The organism is Hoeflea sp. (assembly GCF_984452065.1).
Genome location: NZ_CFHWAF010000033.1, coordinates 19,004 through 36,157, shown reverse-complemented (window position 1 = coordinate 36,157; position 17,154 = coordinate 19,004). Strand labels below are relative to the sequence as shown.

Genomic DNA, 17,154 nt, shown 5'->3' with positions numbered 1-17,154 from the left:
AAGGCCGCGAACAAATTCACCGTTCTTGCGCTCAAGATCAAGGTCAACAACAGGCTGCGCCGCCAGCTTGCCGGTGTCATCGGCTCCATGACCCTTGAGAGCCCCGATCCGCAAACGCGCATTGCAGCCGCCGAGACCATTTTCAAGCGCGGCGACGGTTCGGCACTCGAAGCCCTTGATGCGGCACTTGAGCGCGAGACCGACACCGACGTCCGCCAGGCAATGGAACTGGCGCGAGCGGCGGCCATCCTCGGCACCGATGCGGACACTTTCGAGAAAGTGCGCGCCGTCGAACTTGTCGGCACAAGAGGCGGGCGCGACGCCCTGCCGATGCTGCGCGAGATCGCGGCCGCCGGCGAAGGAAGCATCGCCGATGCGGCGCAGGCGCAGATTGCCGAAATCGAAAGGTCCGCGGCGCTCTGGAACACCGCGCAAACGGTCTGGTACGGCATTTCGCTCGGATCGGTCCTGCTGCTGGCCGCCATCGGGCTTGCCGTCACCTTCGGCGTCATGGGCGTCATCAACATGGCCCATGGCGAAATGGTCATGCTCGGCGCCTATACGACCTTCGTCGTTCAGGAAGCGATCCGGTCATCGGCGCCGGGTCTGTTCGACTACTCGCTGCTTTTTGCCCTGCCGCTGGCCTTTCTGGTCGCCGGCGCCTGCGGTCTTGCCATCGAACGCGGCGTGATCCGTTTTCTTTACGGCAGGCCGCTCGAGACGCTGCTGGCGACCTGGGGTATCTCGCTGATCCTGCAGCAGGCAATCCGCACCATTTTCGGGCCCACAAACAGGGAGGTCGGCAATCCGTCTTGGATGTCGGGGGCTTATGAGCTTGGCGGGCTGACACTCACGGCCAACCGGCTGTGGATCGTGGTATTTGCCATGGTCGTCTTCGCCGCCCTTTTTCTTGTCCTGAAGAAGGCGTCCTTCGGACTGCAGATGCGCGCCGTGACGCAGAACCGTAAAATGGCCGCATCGATGGGGATCCGTACCCCCTGGGTCGATGCATTCACCTTTGCTCTTGGTTCCGGCATCGCCGGCATTGCCGGGGTCGCCCTGTCGCAGATCGCCAATGTCTCGCCAAATCTCGGCCAGAGCTACATCATCGACAGCTTCATGGTTGTCGTGTTCGGCGGCGTCGGCAATCTTTGGGGAACGTTGGTCGGCGCCATGACCCTCGGCATCGCCAACAAGTTCCTTGAGCCTTTTGCCGGCGCCGTCCTTGCCAAGATCCTGATCCTCGTCCTCATCATCCTGTTCATCCAGAAGCGGCCGCGCGGGCTCTTCGCGCTGAAGGGCCGGGCCGTCGAAGCATGATCACATCATTTCTTTTCAAGGCTCTCGACCGCCGTGCGATCTGGGTGATTGCGGCCCTCGTCGGCCTGGCGATCCTCGCCCCGCTGAGCAATCTCTTCCTGCCGCCCGATCACCCGCTGCACGTGCCGAACTACACGATCAGCCTGATGGGCAAATACCTCAACTACGCACTTCTGGCGCTGGCGCTCGATCTTGTCTGGGGCTATTGCGGCATCCTTTCCCTGGGTCACGGCGCTTTCTTTGCGCTGGGCGGCTACGCGATGGGCATGTATCTCATGCGCCAGATCGGAACCCGCGGGGTCTATGGAGACCCCGTCCTGCCTGATTTCATGGTGTTCCTGAACTGGAAGGAACTGCCCTGGTTCTGGTACGGCTTCGACCAGTTCTGGTTTGCCGCCATCATGATCGTGCTGGTGCCCGGCGCCCTCGCCTTCGCATTCGGCTGGTTCGCCTTCCACAGCCGCGTCACCGGCGTCTATCTCTCGATCATCACACAGGCGATGACCTACGCACTGCTGCTCGCCTTCTTCCGCAATGAAATGGGCTTCGGCGGCAACAACGGCCTCACAGATTTCAAGGATATTCTCGGCTTCGACATTCAGGCGGAAACGACGCGCGCCGGGCTCTTTTCCGCTTCGGCGCTGGCGCTCGCCGCGGCCTTCCTGATCTGCTCGGGCATTGTGCGCTCGAAATTCGGAAAGGTGCTGGTCGCGGTGCGCGACGCCGAAAGCCGCTCCCGGTTCTTCGGATACCGCGTCGAGAACGTCAAACTCTTCGTCTTCGTCGTCTCGGCCATGATGGCGGGGTTGGCCGGCGCGCTCTACGTGCCGCAGGTCGGTATCATCAACCCCGGAGAGTTCGCGCCGGCAAATTCCATCGAGGTGGTGATCTGGACGGCGGTCGGCGGCAGGGGAACACTGATCGGTCCGATCATCGGCGCGGTGATCGTCAATGCCGGCAAGTCGGTCTTCACCGCCGCCTTCCCGGAGTTCTGGCTGTTTGCCCTCGGCGCGCTCTTTGTCATCGTCACGCTGTTCCTGCCGAAAGGCATTGTCGGTGCCGTCAACGCCCTGACGGGCAAAATGGCGCGGCAGCCGCAAAAGCCGGCACTCGCAAAAACCGCCGGGAAGGCAGCCGAATGATGAAGGCGGCGAGCGGCAGCGTGCTTTATCTCGACGGCGTCAGCGTCGCATTCGACGGTTTCAAGGCCATCAACAACCTGTCGCTGGTGCTGGAACCCGGCGAGATGCGGGCGATCATCGGCCCGAACGGCGCCGGCAAGACGACCATGATGGATATCGTGACCGGAAAAACCCGCCCCGACACCGGCGATGTGATCTTCGACGGCGGCATCGATCTGACCCGGCACGACGAAACCGACATCGCCGCCCTCGGCATCGGCCGCAAGTTCCAGAAACCCACCGTTTTCGAGAGCCACACCGTCGAGGACAATCTGGAACTGGCCCTTGACCGGGACCGCGGCGTGATGGCGACGCTGTTCCACCGCGGTTCGCAGAAAGACAGCGATGACATCGACCGTATCCTGGACATCACGCGTCTTGCCGCAAAACGTCACGAATATGCCGCCAACCTGTCGCACGGGCAAAAACAATGGCTGGAGATCGGCATGCTGCTTGCCCAGAACCCGAAACTGCTTCTGGTCGATGAGCCGGTTGCCGGCATGACCGATGCCGAGACGGAGGAAACATCGCGCCTCTTGCGCGAGATCGCCAAAAACCATTCCGTCGTCGTCGTCGAACACGACATGGGCTTCGTGCGCGACCTCGATGTGAAGGTCACGGTTCTGGCCGAAGGTTCGGTCCTGGCGGAGGGATCGCTTGAGCACGTCAGCGCCGACCCCAAGGTTATCGAGAACTATCTCGGACGCTGATCGGGAGGAGATCATGGCCACGCTCACTGTCGAAGACCTGCATCTTCACTACGGCGCCGCCGAGGCGCTGCGCGGCGTTTCGCTGAGCGCCGAACCGTCGGCGATCACCTGTGTCCTCGGGCGCAACGGCGTCGGCAAGACATCGCTCCTGCGCGCCATCACCGGCCAGCATGCCGTATCCTCCGGCTCCGTCACCTTTGATGGCGAAAATCTCCACAATCAGGCGCCCTATATCCGCGCGGCAAAAGGCATCGCAACCGTTCCGCAGGGGCGGGAGATCTTCCCACTGCTGACGGTTGAGGAAAACCTGCAGACCGGCTTCGCCTGCCTTGGCCGCAACTCCAGGACCATTCCGCCGGAAGTGTTCGAGCTGTTTCCGGTGCTGCAAACCATGCTGCCGCGCCGCGGCGGCGATCTGTCGGGAGGCCAGCAACAGCAACTGGCGATCGGAAGGGCTCTGGTCACCCGCCCGAAGCTGCTGATCCTCGATGAGCCGACCGAGGGCATCCAGCCGTCGATCATCAAGGACATCGCACGCGCCCTGACCTATCTGCGCGACACGGTGGGCCTGACGATCCTGCTGGTGGAGCAGTATCTGGATTTCTGCCGGGAGCTTGCCGACCGGGTCTATATTATGGACCGGGGCGAAATGGTTCACAGCGGCCCTGCCGCCGATCTTGATAATCCTGACGTGCGCTGCCACCTGATGGTATAGTCCGGCCATGGAGGGAGTATTGCGTCACGAGATCACGCCGAACGACCGGCTCCCGCGGATCAAGGGATCCGCGCGGATTTCCGTCGCACACATCGGCGGCGCATCACGGCTCGGCCGCCTGTACCAGGAAGGTGCCGCAAAAATCCGCCTGCCGAAGACCCATAACGGCCCGGCGCTCGACGCGGTCCTGATCAACACATCCGGGGGCGTAACCGGCGGCGACCGGCTGGACTGGGCCGTCGATGTCGGCAAAAGCGCCCGCGCCGTCATCACCACACAGGCCTGCGAGAAGGTCTACCGCGCCGCCAGCGACATCGCCCGCATCGAGGTCGGCCTGAAGGTCGGCGACGGAGCGGCGCTGTCATGGCTGCCGCAGGAAACCATCCTCTTCGACCGGTCCGCCCTGGCGCGGGAACTCAATGTCGAATTGTCACCGGACGCCGGCCTGCTGCTGGCCGAACCCGTCATTTTCGGGCGACGGGCAATGGATGAGATCGTGCGTCAGGCGTCGTTCTCGGACCGGTGGCGCATATATCGTCACGGACGGCTGCTTCACGCGGAAGATACGCGCCTTGAGGGCGGTGTGCACGATATTCTGCGCCGCGCCGCCACCATGTCCGGCGCAACGGCAATGGCAACATTGCTGCTGGTGCACGCGAACGCGGCCGACATGATCGGCCCGGTCCGGTCAATGCTCGGACCGAACGGCGGAGCAAGCGCGATCCGCTCATCGGCCGGCGAACGCCTCATCGTGCGCATCGTCGCCGAAAACGGGCTGGATTTGCGCCGGCAACTGGTGCCGGTGATCGACTGGTGCAACCGGAAACTGACAGGCACCCGGCAGGGTCTGCCGAAACTGTGGAACATCTAGGGAGACAGCATGAACCTGACACCACGGGAAAAAGACAAACTGCTGATCGCCATGGCGGCGGAAGTGGCGCGCAGGAGACGCGAAAGGGGCGTCAAGCTGAACCATCCGGAAGCCGTGGCGCTGATCTCGGATTTTGTCGTCGAAGGAGCAAGGGACGGACGCAGCGTGGCGGACCTGATGGAGGCGGGCGCCCATGTCATCGGTCGCGACGAGGTCATGGAGGGCATTGCCGAGATGATCCATGACGTGCAGGTCGAAGCAACCTTTCCCGACGGCGTGAAGCTCGTCACAGTCCACCACCCGATAAGATAGGTGCCTTCATGATCCCAGGCGAAATCATCTGCGCACAAGGCGAGATCACCTTCAACGAAGGAACTGAAACCGTCACCATCCGCGTTGCCAACAGCGGCGACCGGCCTGTCCAGGTCGGCAGCCACTACCATTTTTACGAAACCAATGAAGGCCTGATCTTTGATCGCGAAAAGGCACGGGGCATGCGCCTCGATATCGCGCCCGGCACGGCGGTGCGCTTCGAGCCCGGCCAGGAACGCGATGTCACGCTGGTGCCCTTCGGCGGAGCGCGGCGCGTCTTCGGCTTCCAGAAGAAAATCATGGGGGAGCTCTAGACAGCCATGCCCGCAAAGATTTCAAGAGCCGCCTATGCGGACATGTTCGGCCCGACCACCGGCGACAAGGTGCGGCTGGCCGATACCGAGCTTTTTATCGAGGTCGAACGCGACCTTACCGTTCACGGTGACGAGGTCAAATTCGGCGGTGGCAAGGTGATCCGTGACGGCATGGGCCAGTCACAGGCGACGCGCGCCGAAGGCGCCGTGGACACCATCATCACCAACGCGCTGATCGTCGACCACACCGGCATCTACAAGGCCGACATCGGTCTTCGGGACGGAACCATCGAGCGGATCGGCAAGGCCGGCAACCCGGACACCCAGGCCGGCGTCGATATCGTGATCGGGCCCGGCACGGAAGCGATCGCCGGCGAAGGCAAGATCGTCACGGCCGGCGGCTTCGACGCCCATATCCATTTCATCTGCCCGCAGCAGATCGATGAGGCGCTGATGTCGGGCGTCACCACGATGCTGGGCGGCGGCACCGGCCCCGCGCACGGAACCCTGGCGACAACCTGCACGCCCGGGCCCTGGCACATCGGCCGGATGATCCAGGCAGCCGACGCCTTCCCGATGAACCTTGCCTTTGCCGGCAAGGGCAATGCATCCAAACCCGCCGCGCTTGAAGAGATGGTCAATGCCGGCGCCGCTGCACTGAAACTGCATGAAGACTGGGGCACGACACCGGCCGCCATCGACACATGCCTTTCCGTCGCCGATGCGATGGACGTGCAGGTGATGATCCACACGGATACGCTCAACGAGAGCGGCTTCGTCGAAAACACCATCGCAGCCATCGACGGGCGCACGATCCACGCCTTCCACACCGAAGGCGCAGGCGGCGGCCACGCGCCTGACATCATCAAGGTCTGCGGCCTCGACAACATCCTGCCCTCGTCGACCAATCCGACGCTTCCGGGCACGATAAACACCGCGGCCGAGCACCTCGACATGCTGATGGTCTGCCACCATCTGGACGACAATATCCCGGAGGATATCGCCTTCGCGGAAAGCCGGATCCGGCCCGAGACCATCGCGGCGGAGGATATTCTCCACGATCTCGGCGCCTTGTCCATCATCGCCTCGGACAGCCAGGCCATGGGCCGCGTCGGCGAGGTCCTGATCCGCACATGGCAGACGGCCGACAAGATGAAACGCCAGCGCGGCAGGCTGCCGGAGGAAACCGGCGAGAGCGACAATTTCCGCGTTCGCAGATATATCGCCAAATACACGATCAACCCGGCGATCGCCCACGGCATCTCCGCCCATATCGGATCGCTCGAGCCCGGCAAACGGGCGGATATCGTCGTCTGGGACCCGGCATTCTTCGGCGTCAAACCGGACATGGTTCTCATCGGCGGCACGATCGCCGCCGCGCCGATGGGCGATCCGAACGCGTCCATTCCGACGCCGCAGCCGGTGCACTACAGGCACATGTTCGGCACCTACGGCAAAGCGCGGACAAACGCATCCGTCGTCTTCGTCTCGGGCGCCGCGGCCTCCTCGGATCTGAGGCAAAGGCTCGGAACGGAAAAACAGATGCTCGCCGTTCAAAACACCCGGGGCGGCATCGGAAAACACTCGATGAAGCTCAACGCGGCCGTCCCGGACATCGAGGTCGACCCCGAAACCTACGAGGTGCGCGCCGACGGAGAGCTGCTCACCTGCGATCCGGCGGAGACCGTATCCATGGCGCAAAGGTATTTCCTGTTTTGACGCAACCCACCGTCAGCCGGATCGTTCCCGTCGATCCCGAGAAACTGGCCGGGACCATCACTCTGGATGAGACCGGCAGACACCGCCGGCGCATCGCCATGACCTCCGACAACGGCATCGGCTTCCTGCTGGATCTGCCCGAGGCGCGGCTGCTGCGCCACGGCGACGGTCTATTGTTGAGCGACGGCCGTATCATCGAAGTGCAGGCGGAGCCGGAACCGCTCTATCGCGTGACGGCGAAGGACAGGCTGCATTTGTTGCAGCTTGCCTGGCATCTGGGCAATCGCCATTGCCCTTCGGCAATCAGCGACGCATCCATCCTGATCCGCCGGGATCACACCATGCGCACAATGCTTGAGGGCCTGGGCGCTGAGGTTGAGGACATCGAAGCGCCTTTCGATCCGGAAGGCGGCGCCTATTCCGGCGCACACGGGCACCATCATGACTGAATCCCTGTCCGGCCGGTCGCTCCTGCGTTTGATGAGCTGGCTGTCGCCGAGTTTTCCGGTCGGCGCCTTTTCCTACAGCCACGGGCTGGAATATGCGGTTCATGACGGCCGCGTTGCAGATGCGGACAGTCTCGAAGCCTGGCTCCGTGATCTCCTGGAACTGGGTTCGGCCTGGAATGACGCGGTACTCGTCGCCGAAAGCTGGCGGCGCGCCAGGGCAAAACAGGATCTCGAAGAACTGCGCGCACTTGGTGAAGCGCTCGCCGGCTCGAGCGAGCGCCATCTGGAGACGGTAAAACAGGGGGCCGCCTTCCTCGAGGCGGCTGAGGCATGGCCCGCGCCGGCTCCCCTGAACCTTGACTCCGATTGTCCCCTGCCCGTCGCGGTCGGAGCGCTGGCCGGTGTGCACGATATTGCCCTTGAAGCGACGATCACGGCCTATCTCCACGCGTTCACCGCAAACCTGATCCAGGCCGCCTTGCGGCTGACATCGATCGGACAAAAACAGGGCGTAAATGTCCTTTCAGCCCTGGAGCCGGTTCTCGCAGAAACCGGCAGACGGGCGGCATCGGCCACACTGGACGATCTCGGCAGCGCCACCTTCCTGGCGGAGATCGTCGCCATGAACCACGAAACGCAACATTCGAGGATCTTCCGATCATGACTTCAAACGGCCCTTTGCGTGTCGGCATCGGCGGTCCGGTCGGGTCCGGCAAGACGACCCTGACCGAAAAGCTCTGCAAGACGATGCGCGGGCACTGGTCGGTCGGTGTGGTCACGAACGACATCTACACGCGTGAGGATGCCGAGGCGCTGGTGCGTATGCAGGCGCTGTCGTCGGACCGCATTGTCGGTGTCGAGACCGGCGGCTGTCCGCACACGGCCATTCGCGAAGACGCATCCATCAACCTTGCCGCCATCGACGAACTCGCAAGCCGGCATGCCGATCTCGACATTGTGTTCATCGAATCCGGCGGCGACAATCTGGCCGCGACCTTCTCACCCGACCTGGCCGACCTGACGCTCTATGTGATCTCCGTATGCCAGGGCGAGGAAATCCCCCGCAAGGGCGGACCGGCGATCACGCGCTCGGACCTCCTGATCATCAACAAGGCCGATCTTGCCCCCCATGTGAGCGCGGACCTTGACGTCATGGCCCGGGACGCCGACGCCGGCCGGCAAGGCCGCCCGACTGTCTTTACCGATTTACGCCACGGCGACGGGGTGGACGAAATCGTCCGCTTCCTGTGCGACTCGGGCGGTTTGAAGCACGGATAGAGCTGAAATCCGACAGGGATGCTGACAAATACCGATTTTCAGTCATCCGCACAGTTTGTTTTACTCAATTTCGGGCTTCAGGGGACGGGACTAGACGACTGGTCTAATTGATTCTAGGAATGTGCCATGGCCGCTCAAGGGAACACACGTCAGCATATTCTCGATTCCAGCCGCGAGGTGATCCTCGGAAAAGGCTTCACCGCCGTCGGCCTGTCCGAACTGCTTTCCGTGGCCGGCGTTCCCAAGGGCTCCTTCTATCATTACTTCCGTTCAAAGGAGAGTTTCGGCGAAGCGCTCCTGGAGGATTATTTCAAGCGTTATCTGGAGCGAATGGACCGGATTCTGAGGCCTGACGGGCGCAGTGCGGCTGAACGCCTCATGCGTTACTGGACATTGTGGACGGAGTCTCAGGAGTCTTTTGAATTCGGCACACGATGTCTGGTCGTCAAGCTTGGCGCCGAGGTCTCGGACCTTTCGGAGAACATGCGGGAAATCCTCCACGAGGGCACGGAACGTATTGTGACCCGGCTGGCGCAATGCCTCATGGAGGGCATTCGCGACGGCTCATTGCCGGAGACCATGAAACCGGTGCAGGCGGCGCTGGCGCTCTACGATCTCTGGCTGGGCGCGACACTGATGACCAAGCTGCGCCACGATACCCATGCATTCAAGAACGCGCTTCTGGCGACGCGGCAGATGCTGCAGATCCGCTAACACGAGTACATTCAAGGAAACACCACATCACCAAAGCGCTGAAATATAATAGCTTTATCGAGATAGACGACTGGTCTACTGGAGCATCGTCGAAAATCCGGCCGAATGCCGCCGAATCACAGTCAACGGAGGAAAATCCATGACCGACAAAAACCGCCGCATCGTCCTTGCCTCCCGCCCCACGGGGTTTCCGACCCCCGGCAACTTCCGGCTCGAGGAAACGGAAATACCCCGGCCGAAAGACGGCGAGGTTCTTCTGCGCACGCTTTATCTTTCACTGGATCCCTATATGCGCGGCCGCATGAATGACGCGCCGTCCTATGCCCCGCCGGTCAACATCGACGACGTCATGACCGGCGGAACGGTGACCCGCGTGGAGGAATCGAACAATCCGAAATATGCCGTTGGCGATCTGGTGCTCAGCACAAGCGGCTGGCAGGACTATGCCGTATCGGACGGAACCGGGCTCGCCAGGCTCGACAAGGAGATGCCGCAGCCGTCCCTGGCGCTCGGTGTCATGGGCATGCCCGGATTTACCGCCTATGTCGGCTTGCTGGACATCGGCGAGCCGAAGGCCGGCGAAACGGTGGTCGTCTCGGCAGCAACGGGTGCTGTCGGTTCGGCAGTCGGCCAGATCGCCAAACTGAAGGGATGCCGGGTTGTCGGCGTTGCCGGCGGCAGCGAGAAATGCCGCTACGCGGTCGAGGAACTCGGTTTCGATGCCTGCATCGACCGTCATGAGGCAGACCTCAAAGAAAAGCTGGCGGCGGCGTGCCCCGATGGCGTGGATGTCTATTTCGAAAATGTCGGCGGGGCGGTCTTCGATGCCGTTCTGCCGCTGCTCAACGTTCATGCCCGCATCCCGGTCTGCGGCCGGATCGCCAGCTACAACGCAACGAGCCTGCCGGAGGGGCCGGACCGCAGTCCGGCGCTGGTCGGAATGCTGCTCGTCAAACGCATCAAGATGCAGGGCTTCATCATCTTCGATCACTACGAGACCCGGTATCGCGACTTCGTCAGGGACATGGCCGGCTGGCTGGCCGAGGGCAAGATCAAATACCGCGAGGACGTGGTTGACGGGCTGGAGAAGGCCCCCGCAGCCTTCATCGGCATGCTGGAGGGAAAGAACTTCGGCAAGCTTGTGGTCCGGGTCTCTCAATAGAGCGCCGAAGGCACAATGCATCCGCCTGTACTATCCTGAAAGCCGCCGCTTGAATAATGCCGCCCTGTCTCACGACACGATTTTTTGCGCATCGGAGTGATCTGCTGGTTTCGCGGAACGTCCGCCTTCAAAACGAAAATGGTCCATCAGGCCGACAAGCTTGCTGGCTGAATCTGCCAATTGTTGCGATGTGGCTGTGGTCTCCTCAGCCATACTCGCATTGTTTTGAGTGACTTTGTCCAGGTGTTGCACAGCGGCCGCAATCTGTTCCACGCCACCAAGCTGCTCTTGTGCGCCGGCTGAGATGTGCTGGATTTGACCATCCACTTCCTTGATATGCTCGGAAATCTGCACAAGACCTTCGCCGGTTTCCTGCACAAGACGTGCACCTTCCTTGACCTCCCGTTCGGAAGCCTCAATCAACTGCTTGATTTCCCGGGCGGCATCAGCCGAACGCTGCGCCAGTGCCCTTACCTCTTCGGCAACAACCGCAAATCCCCTTCCTGCGTCACCGGCTCGCGCAGCTTCGACACCGGCATTGAGCGCCAACAGATTTGTCTGGTAGGCAATGTCATCAATAACGTTGATGATGCTGGATATATCGCTGGAGGCGCTTTCGATGCGTCCCATTGCATCAACCGCCTGCGTCACGACAACAGAGTACCTGTCAGAGTTCTTTCGTGTCTCTTCCGCATTTCGGCCCGCATCAGCCGTGCTTGATGTCGTGCCACGAACTGCATGAGAAATCTGTTCAAGTGACGACGATGTCTCTACCAGTGTACTGGCTTGAGTCTCCGTGCGCTTCGACAACTCCATCGTGGCAACACTGATTTCGGACGAGTTGTTATTGATGGAATTGGACACGGCCGAAATCTCGGACATGACGCCGAGGAGGTGCTTGACCGATGAATTGAAGTCCGTGCGTAATACTTCCAGTTCATCGGGGAACTTCTCGCAAATTTCCACTGTCAGATCGCCGCTGGAAAGACGTTGCAAGGCTCCACCGAGATGGTCGACGACTGCCTCCATTTGAGCTGCTTCACGCTCTTTTTCCGCCTGACGAGTTGCGCGTTCCTCTTCCTGCTGTCTTCTGCCAGCTTCGTTTCGTTGCTCAAGCTCTATCCGTTCCTCGGCGGCTTGCTGGAACGTATCGAGGGCTTTGGCCAACTGGCCGATCTCGTCCTTTCTGTCCTGCTGGGTGATTTCGGCATGAAGCCTGCCTTCCGCTATCTGCCGAGTTACTCCGATCAGATTCACCAGCGGGCGTACAGTATTTCTGCTGACAACCCACCATGCGATCAATAAAGCGAGCCCGATCAATGCTGCAGTAAACAGGATCAGGGACCACTTCATCGTGTTAAGTGATTCAGCAAACTCCTCTGAAATCGCCGCTACATCCATTTGGTTTTCTGAAAGGATGGAGTTTATTTGTGTGTCAATGGCGCGCGAGGTGACGAAAACGTCTTCGACGACCTCTTTTACGCTCGCATTGTTCTCAAGAGAATTTAAACGGTCTGCGATAATGCCTGTTTCGGGAGCAGAATACTGACCAAAGCGTTCATAGGCGTCTTTGATAGACTCAACGTCTATGCGTTCGCTCGCTTCACGAAGCAAACTCATGTTCGACAGGATCTTATCCTGTATCGGTGGCAGCAAATGGACGTCTTCAGATAGCGCGCCCTGGACCAAATTCGCCGTGATTTCACGAATGACGGCAAGCGCTTCAAGGATTGAACGAAACCTGTCCACCTCAACATTGACGAGGTTGGATATCACCTTGCCGTTTGTTTCAACGGTCTCCTGCGCATTGATCGTCATTTCGAACAATTTGTCGTCGATTTCAGAAACCAGGCGTTCGTCCAGGCTCGTGCCGAGTTCTTCAAGAAGATCCAGAAACTGCACTGTCGCATCGGCGGTGGCGGAAAATGTCGATGCCTCACGCATTGCCATTGCTTCCGCCGGCAACCCATCAAAAAGGCCGAGTTCAGTTTTCAAGTCTTCATATGCTGGAAGTGCATGAAGCCCCTCCATGGATCGCTCCAGCTTCCCGGCGGCGGAAACAAGATTTTCATTTGCCACGATCGTCAAATTCGGATCCCTGGATGCAAACAGGGTGGAAATCGCGGTAAAGGTTGCGTTCAAATCATTGCGCAGCGTCAACAGAAGCTGGAAGCTTGTGACATCTTCGCTGATGAGTTTCGTTACGGCGTCTGCCGCAGTTTGTGCGGCATCTTCTGCGGACAGGACCAGTTCGAAATACAAATCGTCGATAACCGGATTCAAATCGCCGGTCATTTTTTCAACGTCGCCGAAAAGCAGGCCTAGACGTTTTGCCCCCTCTTCCTGGTAACGAATGTTTGCTGCGGTTTGCTCATTCAGGGAAGACAGGAGTTGGTCGAACCTTTCATTCGCCCGACCAAGAGCTTCCATGCGACTGGCGTCGACATAGTCCTGCAGTTGTAGACGTTTTTCTTCGATCTGGGCTACAGAACGCGAAAGGTCTGCATATGCGCGACTTCGGTCATCTTCGTTATCCGCCGCCACGAGTTCAGATACGGCAACGGTCATTTCGGTCGACTTGATCGCCAACTGCCCGGCATTGACCAGGGCCGGTACCTGCCGCGAATTAAACCCGTTGAACCTGGTTTCGCTTGAAGTAAAGGCGAATATCGCCAGACCCATACCGATTGCCGCCATACCACTGATGGCGGCAATGGCGAAGTTAATGCGAATCCCGATGCTGTTGGAAAGCAGTCGCCACCCAAAATTTTTAAACATCCGTTTTGAGCCCGTGAAGAATTAAGTCAGCTTTGGAATATCCGCTCCCCAATAGCGGCTGATGATGCTGAAAGCGCCATCGTTGCAGCGGCAATAACAAACTTGCATTTTAGAACCGATCATGGCAAGGGCGATGACCCAGTGATTGAAACGGGAAATCAGATCGTAGGCCGACGCCTTTGAAGTCTCCATGACAGGCCCCCTATCGGTTGCAAACTGCGCGTCGCATAGCCGCAGCTCGGCTACTTCGCGCCGATCGGTAGGGCCGTCCTGAAGACATCGATACGATCGCGCGGCAACCCGCTCTCGCGATTGTGATGCCCCATAAATATCTGAAAAATATTGAATATTTATCGCATTACCGGTTTGTAATTTGCAACCGGCGATTGATCTTACGATATATGCATCGCAGGCGCGGACAAAGTCGCCGAAGACCGTTTGCCGTCATATCCGATGGGGCGAAACGCCCGACTTCAGGCAAACTTCCATATCGGTTGTCCGCACACCGCTCCGAAAAGACAAGCGGCAGCGCAGATCACCTGCGCATGCCGGTCGCGTTTGGCCGGATCAATTGCCCGGCCAGCATAAAAGGCGGCACGGCGCGTGCCGCCCGGGGCCGTCGCCGACAGCCTCGTATCCGATGCCGTCAGGCATCGATGTCTTCGGCGGCGGCTCTTTCCCTTTCATTCTCGATGCTGCGCCTCAGCACCGCATAATCGATAACGCCGATCGCGGCCACGACCATAGAAACGGGCATGAGCAGGATGCCGATCCACTCAAGCCAAAGGCTCCCGCTGAGTTTCAACAGGCCGGCGCCGGAGACGAACAGCGCGATCGATGTGTTGAGGTAGGACAGAAGTGTGCGCCTGTTCGCAAGTTCGGTACGCACGATGGCGAGGACAAGGTTCTCAACCGACCGTTTTTCGCGCGCGTCCATGGCAACCACCTCATACTGTGTCGCAGCCAGCCTGCCGTGCACAGCAGGTTGAGGTCAAATCCATTCCGCAACGCGGCCACTGCGTTATCCAAACGCAAAAAGCGGCCCGGAACATCTGTCCGGGCCGCTTTTTGGCAATTGTCATCATCCATCCAAACATCCATTCCCCGTTGATACAAAAGCTCTCCACGCCCATTTGATTTCTTTGCGTAGTCTTCTACTGTTGCCGCAGCCTCGTCCGACCTAAGGTTGATGCTCTTTTTCATAGGCAACTGAAGTCCGCACGGCCTTTGGCGTGTTGCGAAACAGCCCAACAAAAATCCCGTAACCGATGACAGAGAGCAGAGCGAGTGCAGCCAAGGCGAGCTGGTATGCCGCTTCTGTGCCATACCGGCCCCCCAGTTCCGAAACCAGAACGCCAAAACCCCATTGCCAAAGAAACACACCGACAAAGAGCAGCAGGTTGAAAAAAGCAATGGCCCTGCCGGCCTCTGCCGGATCAAAGCGCTGGCCAACCAAGGGGTGAGTCACGGATAGCGGCCATGCCGCGGCACAGAAGGCTGCAAAGTGGTACCACTGTGCGGACGAGCCCATTGTCGTGATCCATACCAGCATTGCGATGCTGAATGGCGTAAATCGGCGGAGAAGAGTCTCGGCATCATCCGGTGACCGGATGATGTAAGGACTCAGATAGCCCATGACCAAAAACACCACCAGCATGATGATGTTGATCCATAGCAGGCCCATCGATGCTCCGCGCGTCGTCTCCCCGGTTACTTCCGTAAGCCAAGGCCCGACCCATAAGGTCTGTACCGCAACCAGGATGGCATAATTGAGCAAGCCCAGCGCTCCGATCTTCCATGTGTAAGGCGCGCGAACCACTTGCGCATAGCCACTTACAATTCCTGTTGTCCCTTGCTCGTTGGATCGAGTGTGCCTTGGGGCATATAGGGCAATGAGTCCCGCGACCGCGCCGAAAAGGACACCCAACGCCATGAAAAGCGGACGCCAGCCATATGCGGTCGCAACGCTCTCTGACGGCAATGTCCCCAAGACTAGGCCGAGCGCACCGGCCATCAGCATCCAGGAATTGATCCGCTGTTGCATCGGCGCCGGGGTCCAGAGGCGAGCAGCCGTCAGGGGCGCGATTAGACAGGCGCTCACCCCGACCCCGCTCAAAAGCCGTGCCCAGAACAGGCCCGGAAAGGAGAGTGCAGCGGCAAATGCGAAACACGATAGGGTCGCTATGGTCAGCGACACGACCATCACGGCACGAACGCCATACCGGTCGAGGAACATTCCCATCGGGAGCTGCAACAGCGCAAAAGATGCAAAATACGATCCCGCCAGCAGACCTAATTGCGCTGGTGAAACCGAAAACTCCTGCGTGAAGATTGGCGCCAAGGCGGCGGTAACACCGCGCAGGAGGGAGGAGAGGAGATACCCGGCGGCAAAAACAGTCAGCAGAAATACAAGAATGCGACCTTGGGGTGGCGATGTATCGGTCTTCAACTCCATACGGTCAGCGGCTCCGCTTCGCCACGAAACCCGAGGAAGGTCGATAAGGTCAGGCGGTCCGTGCCCTTGCCTGACAGCACGGCATGCAGCTTCCGGGCGTTGAACAAGATAAGGTCGCCGACCTTGGGTTTAACCGAAAAGTCGTGGGCGCCGAGTTGCTCAAGAGGAATAGCGTAGTCGTCTCCCCGCTGTTCAAGAAACTCTTCGTCCGAGATCTCGGTGTTCCACATCGCCAACTCGCCACCGACCTCAGGCACATCCACATAGACGTTGACGCCAAACTGGCTGATCAGTGAAGCGGCTTCCGGTGTATCCGGCGCGTGACGGCCGAACATGTCATGGTGAGCTTTCAATGGAACGCCAGGCTTCATGCTTCGTGACAGCCCGACAAACATCTTCTTTCCGTAGAGCGTCTGCAGGGTGCATCCGCGATTCCAGATCTCGTCCAAAAGGCAGCGAAAGGTGTCTATGGGGCACGCGTACGGCGCACAGGCGCTGCGCAGGAGATCAATATTGTCGAGCGCCGTCCTGAAATAATGATCCACAATCTCTGGATCGCGGGCGGTTTCAAAATACGACATCCCGATCCTTCCAACCTGCGGGGCGTTCCGATAGTCATGATAACCAGTTGATTTGAGTCCCGAAGAAATCTCGCGGCAGGTTGACTGCGGGACGAAGTATGGAATCCGAAGCACCTGGATTTCATGGCTGATCAGTGCGTCCAGATCCTCTTTTGTCAGCTTGTCGGCAGATCGCACCTCGGCTCTCTTTGCATCAAGCATATCGTTTAGCTCCAGTAGGTTAGGGGCTGATCGTCTCCGCGATAGCCAATGAAGAAAGAAACGGCGACACGTGCCTGGTCGCGCGGTGACGCAACTGCGTGGATCTTGCGAGAATCGAAGATCAGAAGGTCGCCGCGGCCAGGCTTCACCACCACATCGGGTGGAGGGAGATCATCGATTTCGATGCCATATTGCCCTTTGCGTTTCTCGTCGAACTCTTCGGTGCTCATACTGCGGTGCCACATGAGCAACTCGCCACCTTTGTTGGGCACTTGGAAGTAGATGTTCGCCGCGAACTGCGCGAGAAGCGACTCCGCCTCTTCCAATCCTGGTGCGTCTTCAGAAAAGATGTCGTGATGGGCGAGAAACGTCGTATCCGGCTCCACCATGCGAG

The 17,154-nt window shown here is 59.6% G+C and carries 19 protein-coding genes; 13 read left to right on the top strand and 6 right to left on the bottom strand.

What is annotated here, in order from left to right; genetic code table 11:
* The 13 genes from urtB to curA all read left to right on the top strand — a co-directional run.
* Nucleotides 1-1,320 (top strand): urea ABC transporter permease subunit UrtB (gene urtB, locus AC5E6N_RS08735; protein ID WP_491747463.1); only part of this gene is annotated, 1,320 nt, incomplete at its 5' end.
* The gene (gene urtC, locus AC5E6N_RS08730) at nt 1,317-2,462 is read left to right on the top strand and encodes an urea ABC transporter permease subunit UrtC (protein WP_491747462.1); all 1,146 of its coding nucleotides are present in this window, start codon (nt 1,317-1,319) and stop codon (nt 2,460-2,462) included. The genes urtB and urtC, both read left to right, overlap by 4 nt.
* On the top strand, nt 2,459-3,211 hold the full coding sequence (gene urtD, locus AC5E6N_RS08725) for an urea ABC transporter ATP-binding protein UrtD (RefSeq protein WP_491747461.1): 753 nt from the start codon (nt 2,459-2,461) through the stop codon (nt 3,209-3,211). The genes urtC and urtD overlap by 4 nt, the downstream gene beginning before the upstream one ends.
* A gap of 13 nt (nt 3,212-3,224) precedes the next feature.
* Entirely contained in the window at nt 3,225-3,926 is a 702-nt protein-coding gene (gene urtE / locus AC5E6N_RS08720; RefSeq protein WP_491747460.1) for an urea ABC transporter ATP-binding subunit UrtE, read from the top strand.
* 19 nt (nt 3,927-3,945) lie between these two features.
* Complete coding sequence (locus AC5E6N_RS08715) at nt 3,946-4,797, top strand: urease accessory protein UreD (RefSeq protein WP_491747459.1); 852 nt, start codon at nt 3,946-3,948, stop codon at nt 4,795-4,797.
* A 9-nt stretch (nt 4,798-4,806) separates the two neighbouring features.
* A complete protein-coding gene (locus AC5E6N_RS08710; RefSeq protein WP_491747458.1) occupies nt 4,807-5,109 on the top strand; it encodes an urease subunit gamma in 303 nt (100 codons plus the stop codon).
* Nucleotides 5,110-5,117: 8 nt separating this feature from the next.
* Entirely contained in the window at nt 5,118-5,423 is a 306-nt protein-coding gene (locus AC5E6N_RS08705) for an urease subunit beta (RefSeq protein WP_491747457.1), read from the top strand.
* A 6-nt stretch (nt 5,424-5,429) separates the two neighbouring features.
* Nucleotides 5,430-7,142, top strand: a complete 1,713-nt coding sequence (gene ureC / locus AC5E6N_RS08700; RefSeq protein ID WP_491747456.1) for an urease subunit alpha — start codon at nt 5,430-5,432, stop codon at nt 7,140-7,142.
* Nucleotides 7,139-7,591 carry an urease accessory protein UreE gene (locus AC5E6N_RS08695; RefSeq protein ID WP_491747455.1) on the top strand — a complete coding sequence of 151 codons (453 nt, stop codon included), beginning with the start codon at nt 7,139-7,141 and terminating at the stop codon, nt 7,589-7,591. Before ureC ends, AC5E6N_RS08695 begins: the two co-directional genes overlap by 4 nt.
* The gene (locus AC5E6N_RS08690; RefSeq protein WP_491747454.1) at nt 7,584-8,255 is read left to right on the top strand and encodes an urease accessory protein UreF; all 672 of its coding nucleotides are present in this window, start codon (nt 7,584-7,586) and stop codon (nt 8,253-8,255) included. Before AC5E6N_RS08695 ends, AC5E6N_RS08690 begins: the two co-directional genes overlap by 8 nt.
* Nucleotides 8,249-8,869: an urease accessory protein UreG gene (gene ureG, locus AC5E6N_RS08685; RefSeq protein WP_491747464.1), complete on the top strand. Its 621-nt coding sequence runs from the start codon at nt 8,249-8,251 to the stop codon at nt 8,867-8,869. The genes AC5E6N_RS08690 and ureG overlap by 7 nt, the downstream gene beginning before the upstream one ends.
* Nucleotides 8,870-8,995: 126 nt before the next feature.
* Nucleotides 8,996-9,583, top strand: coding sequence for a TetR/AcrR family transcriptional regulator (locus AC5E6N_RS08680; RefSeq protein WP_491747453.1), 588 nt, complete (start codon nt 8,996-8,998; stop codon nt 9,581-9,583).
* Between the two features lie 139 nt (nt 9,584-9,722).
* On the top strand, nt 9,723-10,745 hold the full coding sequence (gene curA / locus AC5E6N_RS08675) for an NADPH-dependent curcumin/dihydrocurcumin reductase (RefSeq protein ID WP_491747452.1): 1,023 nt from the start codon (nt 9,723-9,725) through the stop codon (nt 10,743-10,745).
* A 69-nt stretch (nt 10,746-10,814) separates the two neighbouring features.
* Here the strand turns inward: curA and AC5E6N_RS08670 are convergent, their stop codons facing one another.
* The 6 genes from AC5E6N_RS08670 to AC5E6N_RS08645 all read right to left on the bottom strand — a co-directional run.
* Nucleotides 10,815-13,523: a methyl-accepting chemotaxis protein gene (locus AC5E6N_RS08670; protein WP_491747451.1), complete on the bottom strand. Its 2,709-nt coding sequence runs from the start codon at nt 13,521-13,523 to the stop codon at nt 10,815-10,817.
* A 21-nt stretch (nt 13,524-13,544) separates the two neighbouring features.
* Nucleotides 13,545-13,715, bottom strand: a complete 171-nt coding sequence (locus tag AC5E6N_RS08665) for a hypothetical protein (protein WP_491747450.1) — start codon at nt 13,713-13,715, stop codon at nt 13,545-13,547.
* A 454-nt stretch (nt 13,716-14,169) separates the two neighbouring features.
* Nucleotides 14,170-14,460 (bottom strand): DUF202 domain-containing protein, encoded by a 291-nt coding sequence (locus AC5E6N_RS08660; RefSeq protein WP_491747449.1) that lies wholly within the window; start codon nt 14,458-14,460, stop codon nt 14,170-14,172.
* 243 nt (nt 14,461-14,703) lie between these two features.
* Nucleotides 14,704-15,978, bottom strand: coding sequence for an MFS transporter (locus AC5E6N_RS08655; RefSeq protein ID WP_491747448.1), 1,275 nt, complete (start codon nt 15,976-15,978; stop codon nt 14,704-14,706).
* A complete protein-coding gene (locus AC5E6N_RS08650; protein WP_491747447.1) occupies nt 15,969-16,760 on the bottom strand; it encodes a 2OG-Fe(II)-dependent halogenase WelO5 family protein in 792 nt (263 codons plus the stop codon). The genes AC5E6N_RS08655 and AC5E6N_RS08650 overlap by 10 nt, the downstream gene beginning before the upstream one ends.
* A 5-nt stretch (nt 16,761-16,765) precedes the next feature.
* On the bottom strand, nt 16,766-17,154 hold a 389-nt coding region (locus AC5E6N_RS08645), incomplete at its 5' end, for a 2OG-Fe(II) oxygenase (RefSeq protein WP_491747446.1).

What these genes read in the sequence shown, in the direction of transcription:
- AC5E6N_RS08665 (WP_491747450.1), bottom strand. Translation starts at nt 13,715, where the DNA reads ATGGAGACTTCAAAGGCGTCGGCCTACGATCTGATTTCCCGTTTCAAT.
- ureC (WP_491747456.1), top strand. Translation starts at nt 5,430, where the DNA reads ATGCCCGCAAAGATTTCAAGAGCCGCCTATGCGGACATGTTCGGCCCG.
- AC5E6N_RS08660 (WP_491747449.1), bottom strand. Translation starts at nt 14,460, where the DNA reads ATGGACGCGCGCGAAAAACGGTCGGTTGAGAACCTTGTCCTCGCCATC.
- urtC (WP_491747462.1), top strand. Translation starts at nt 1,317, where the DNA reads ATGATCACATCATTTCTTTTCAAGGCTCTCGACCGCCGTGCGATCTGG.
- AC5E6N_RS08690 (WP_491747454.1), top strand. Translation starts at nt 7,584, where the DNA reads ATGACTGAATCCCTGTCCGGCCGGTCGCTCCTGCGTTTGATGAGCTGG.
- AC5E6N_RS08710 (WP_491747458.1), top strand. Translation starts at nt 4,807, where the DNA reads ATGAACCTGACACCACGGGAAAAAGACAAACTGCTGATCGCCATGGCG.
- AC5E6N_RS08670 (WP_491747451.1), bottom strand. Translation starts at nt 13,523, where the DNA reads ATGTTTAAAAATTTTGGGTGGCGACTGCTTTCCAACAGCATCGGGATT.
- AC5E6N_RS08650 (WP_491747447.1), bottom strand. Translation starts at nt 16,760, where the DNA reads ATGCTTGATGCAAAGAGAGCCGAGGTGCGATCTGCCGACAAGCTGACA.
- AC5E6N_RS08655 (WP_491747448.1), bottom strand. Translation starts at nt 15,978, where the DNA reads ATGGAGTTGAAGACCGATACATCGCCACCCCAAGGTCGCATTCTTGTA.
- curA (WP_491747452.1), top strand. Translation starts at nt 9,723, where the DNA reads ATGACCGACAAAAACCGCCGCATCGTCCTTGCCTCCCGCCCCACGGGG.
- urtE (WP_491747460.1), top strand. Translation starts at nt 3,225, where the DNA reads ATGGCCACGCTCACTGTCGAAGACCTGCATCTTCACTACGGCGCCGCC.
- AC5E6N_RS08680 (WP_491747453.1), top strand. Translation starts at nt 8,996, where the DNA reads ATGGCCGCTCAAGGGAACACACGTCAGCATATTCTCGATTCCAGCCGC.
- urtD (WP_491747461.1), top strand. Translation starts at nt 2,459, where the DNA reads ATGATGAAGGCGGCGAGCGGCAGCGTGCTTTATCTCGACGGCGTCAGC.
- AC5E6N_RS08705 (WP_491747457.1), top strand. Translation starts at nt 5,118, where the DNA reads ATGATCCCAGGCGAAATCATCTGCGCACAAGGCGAGATCACCTTCAAC.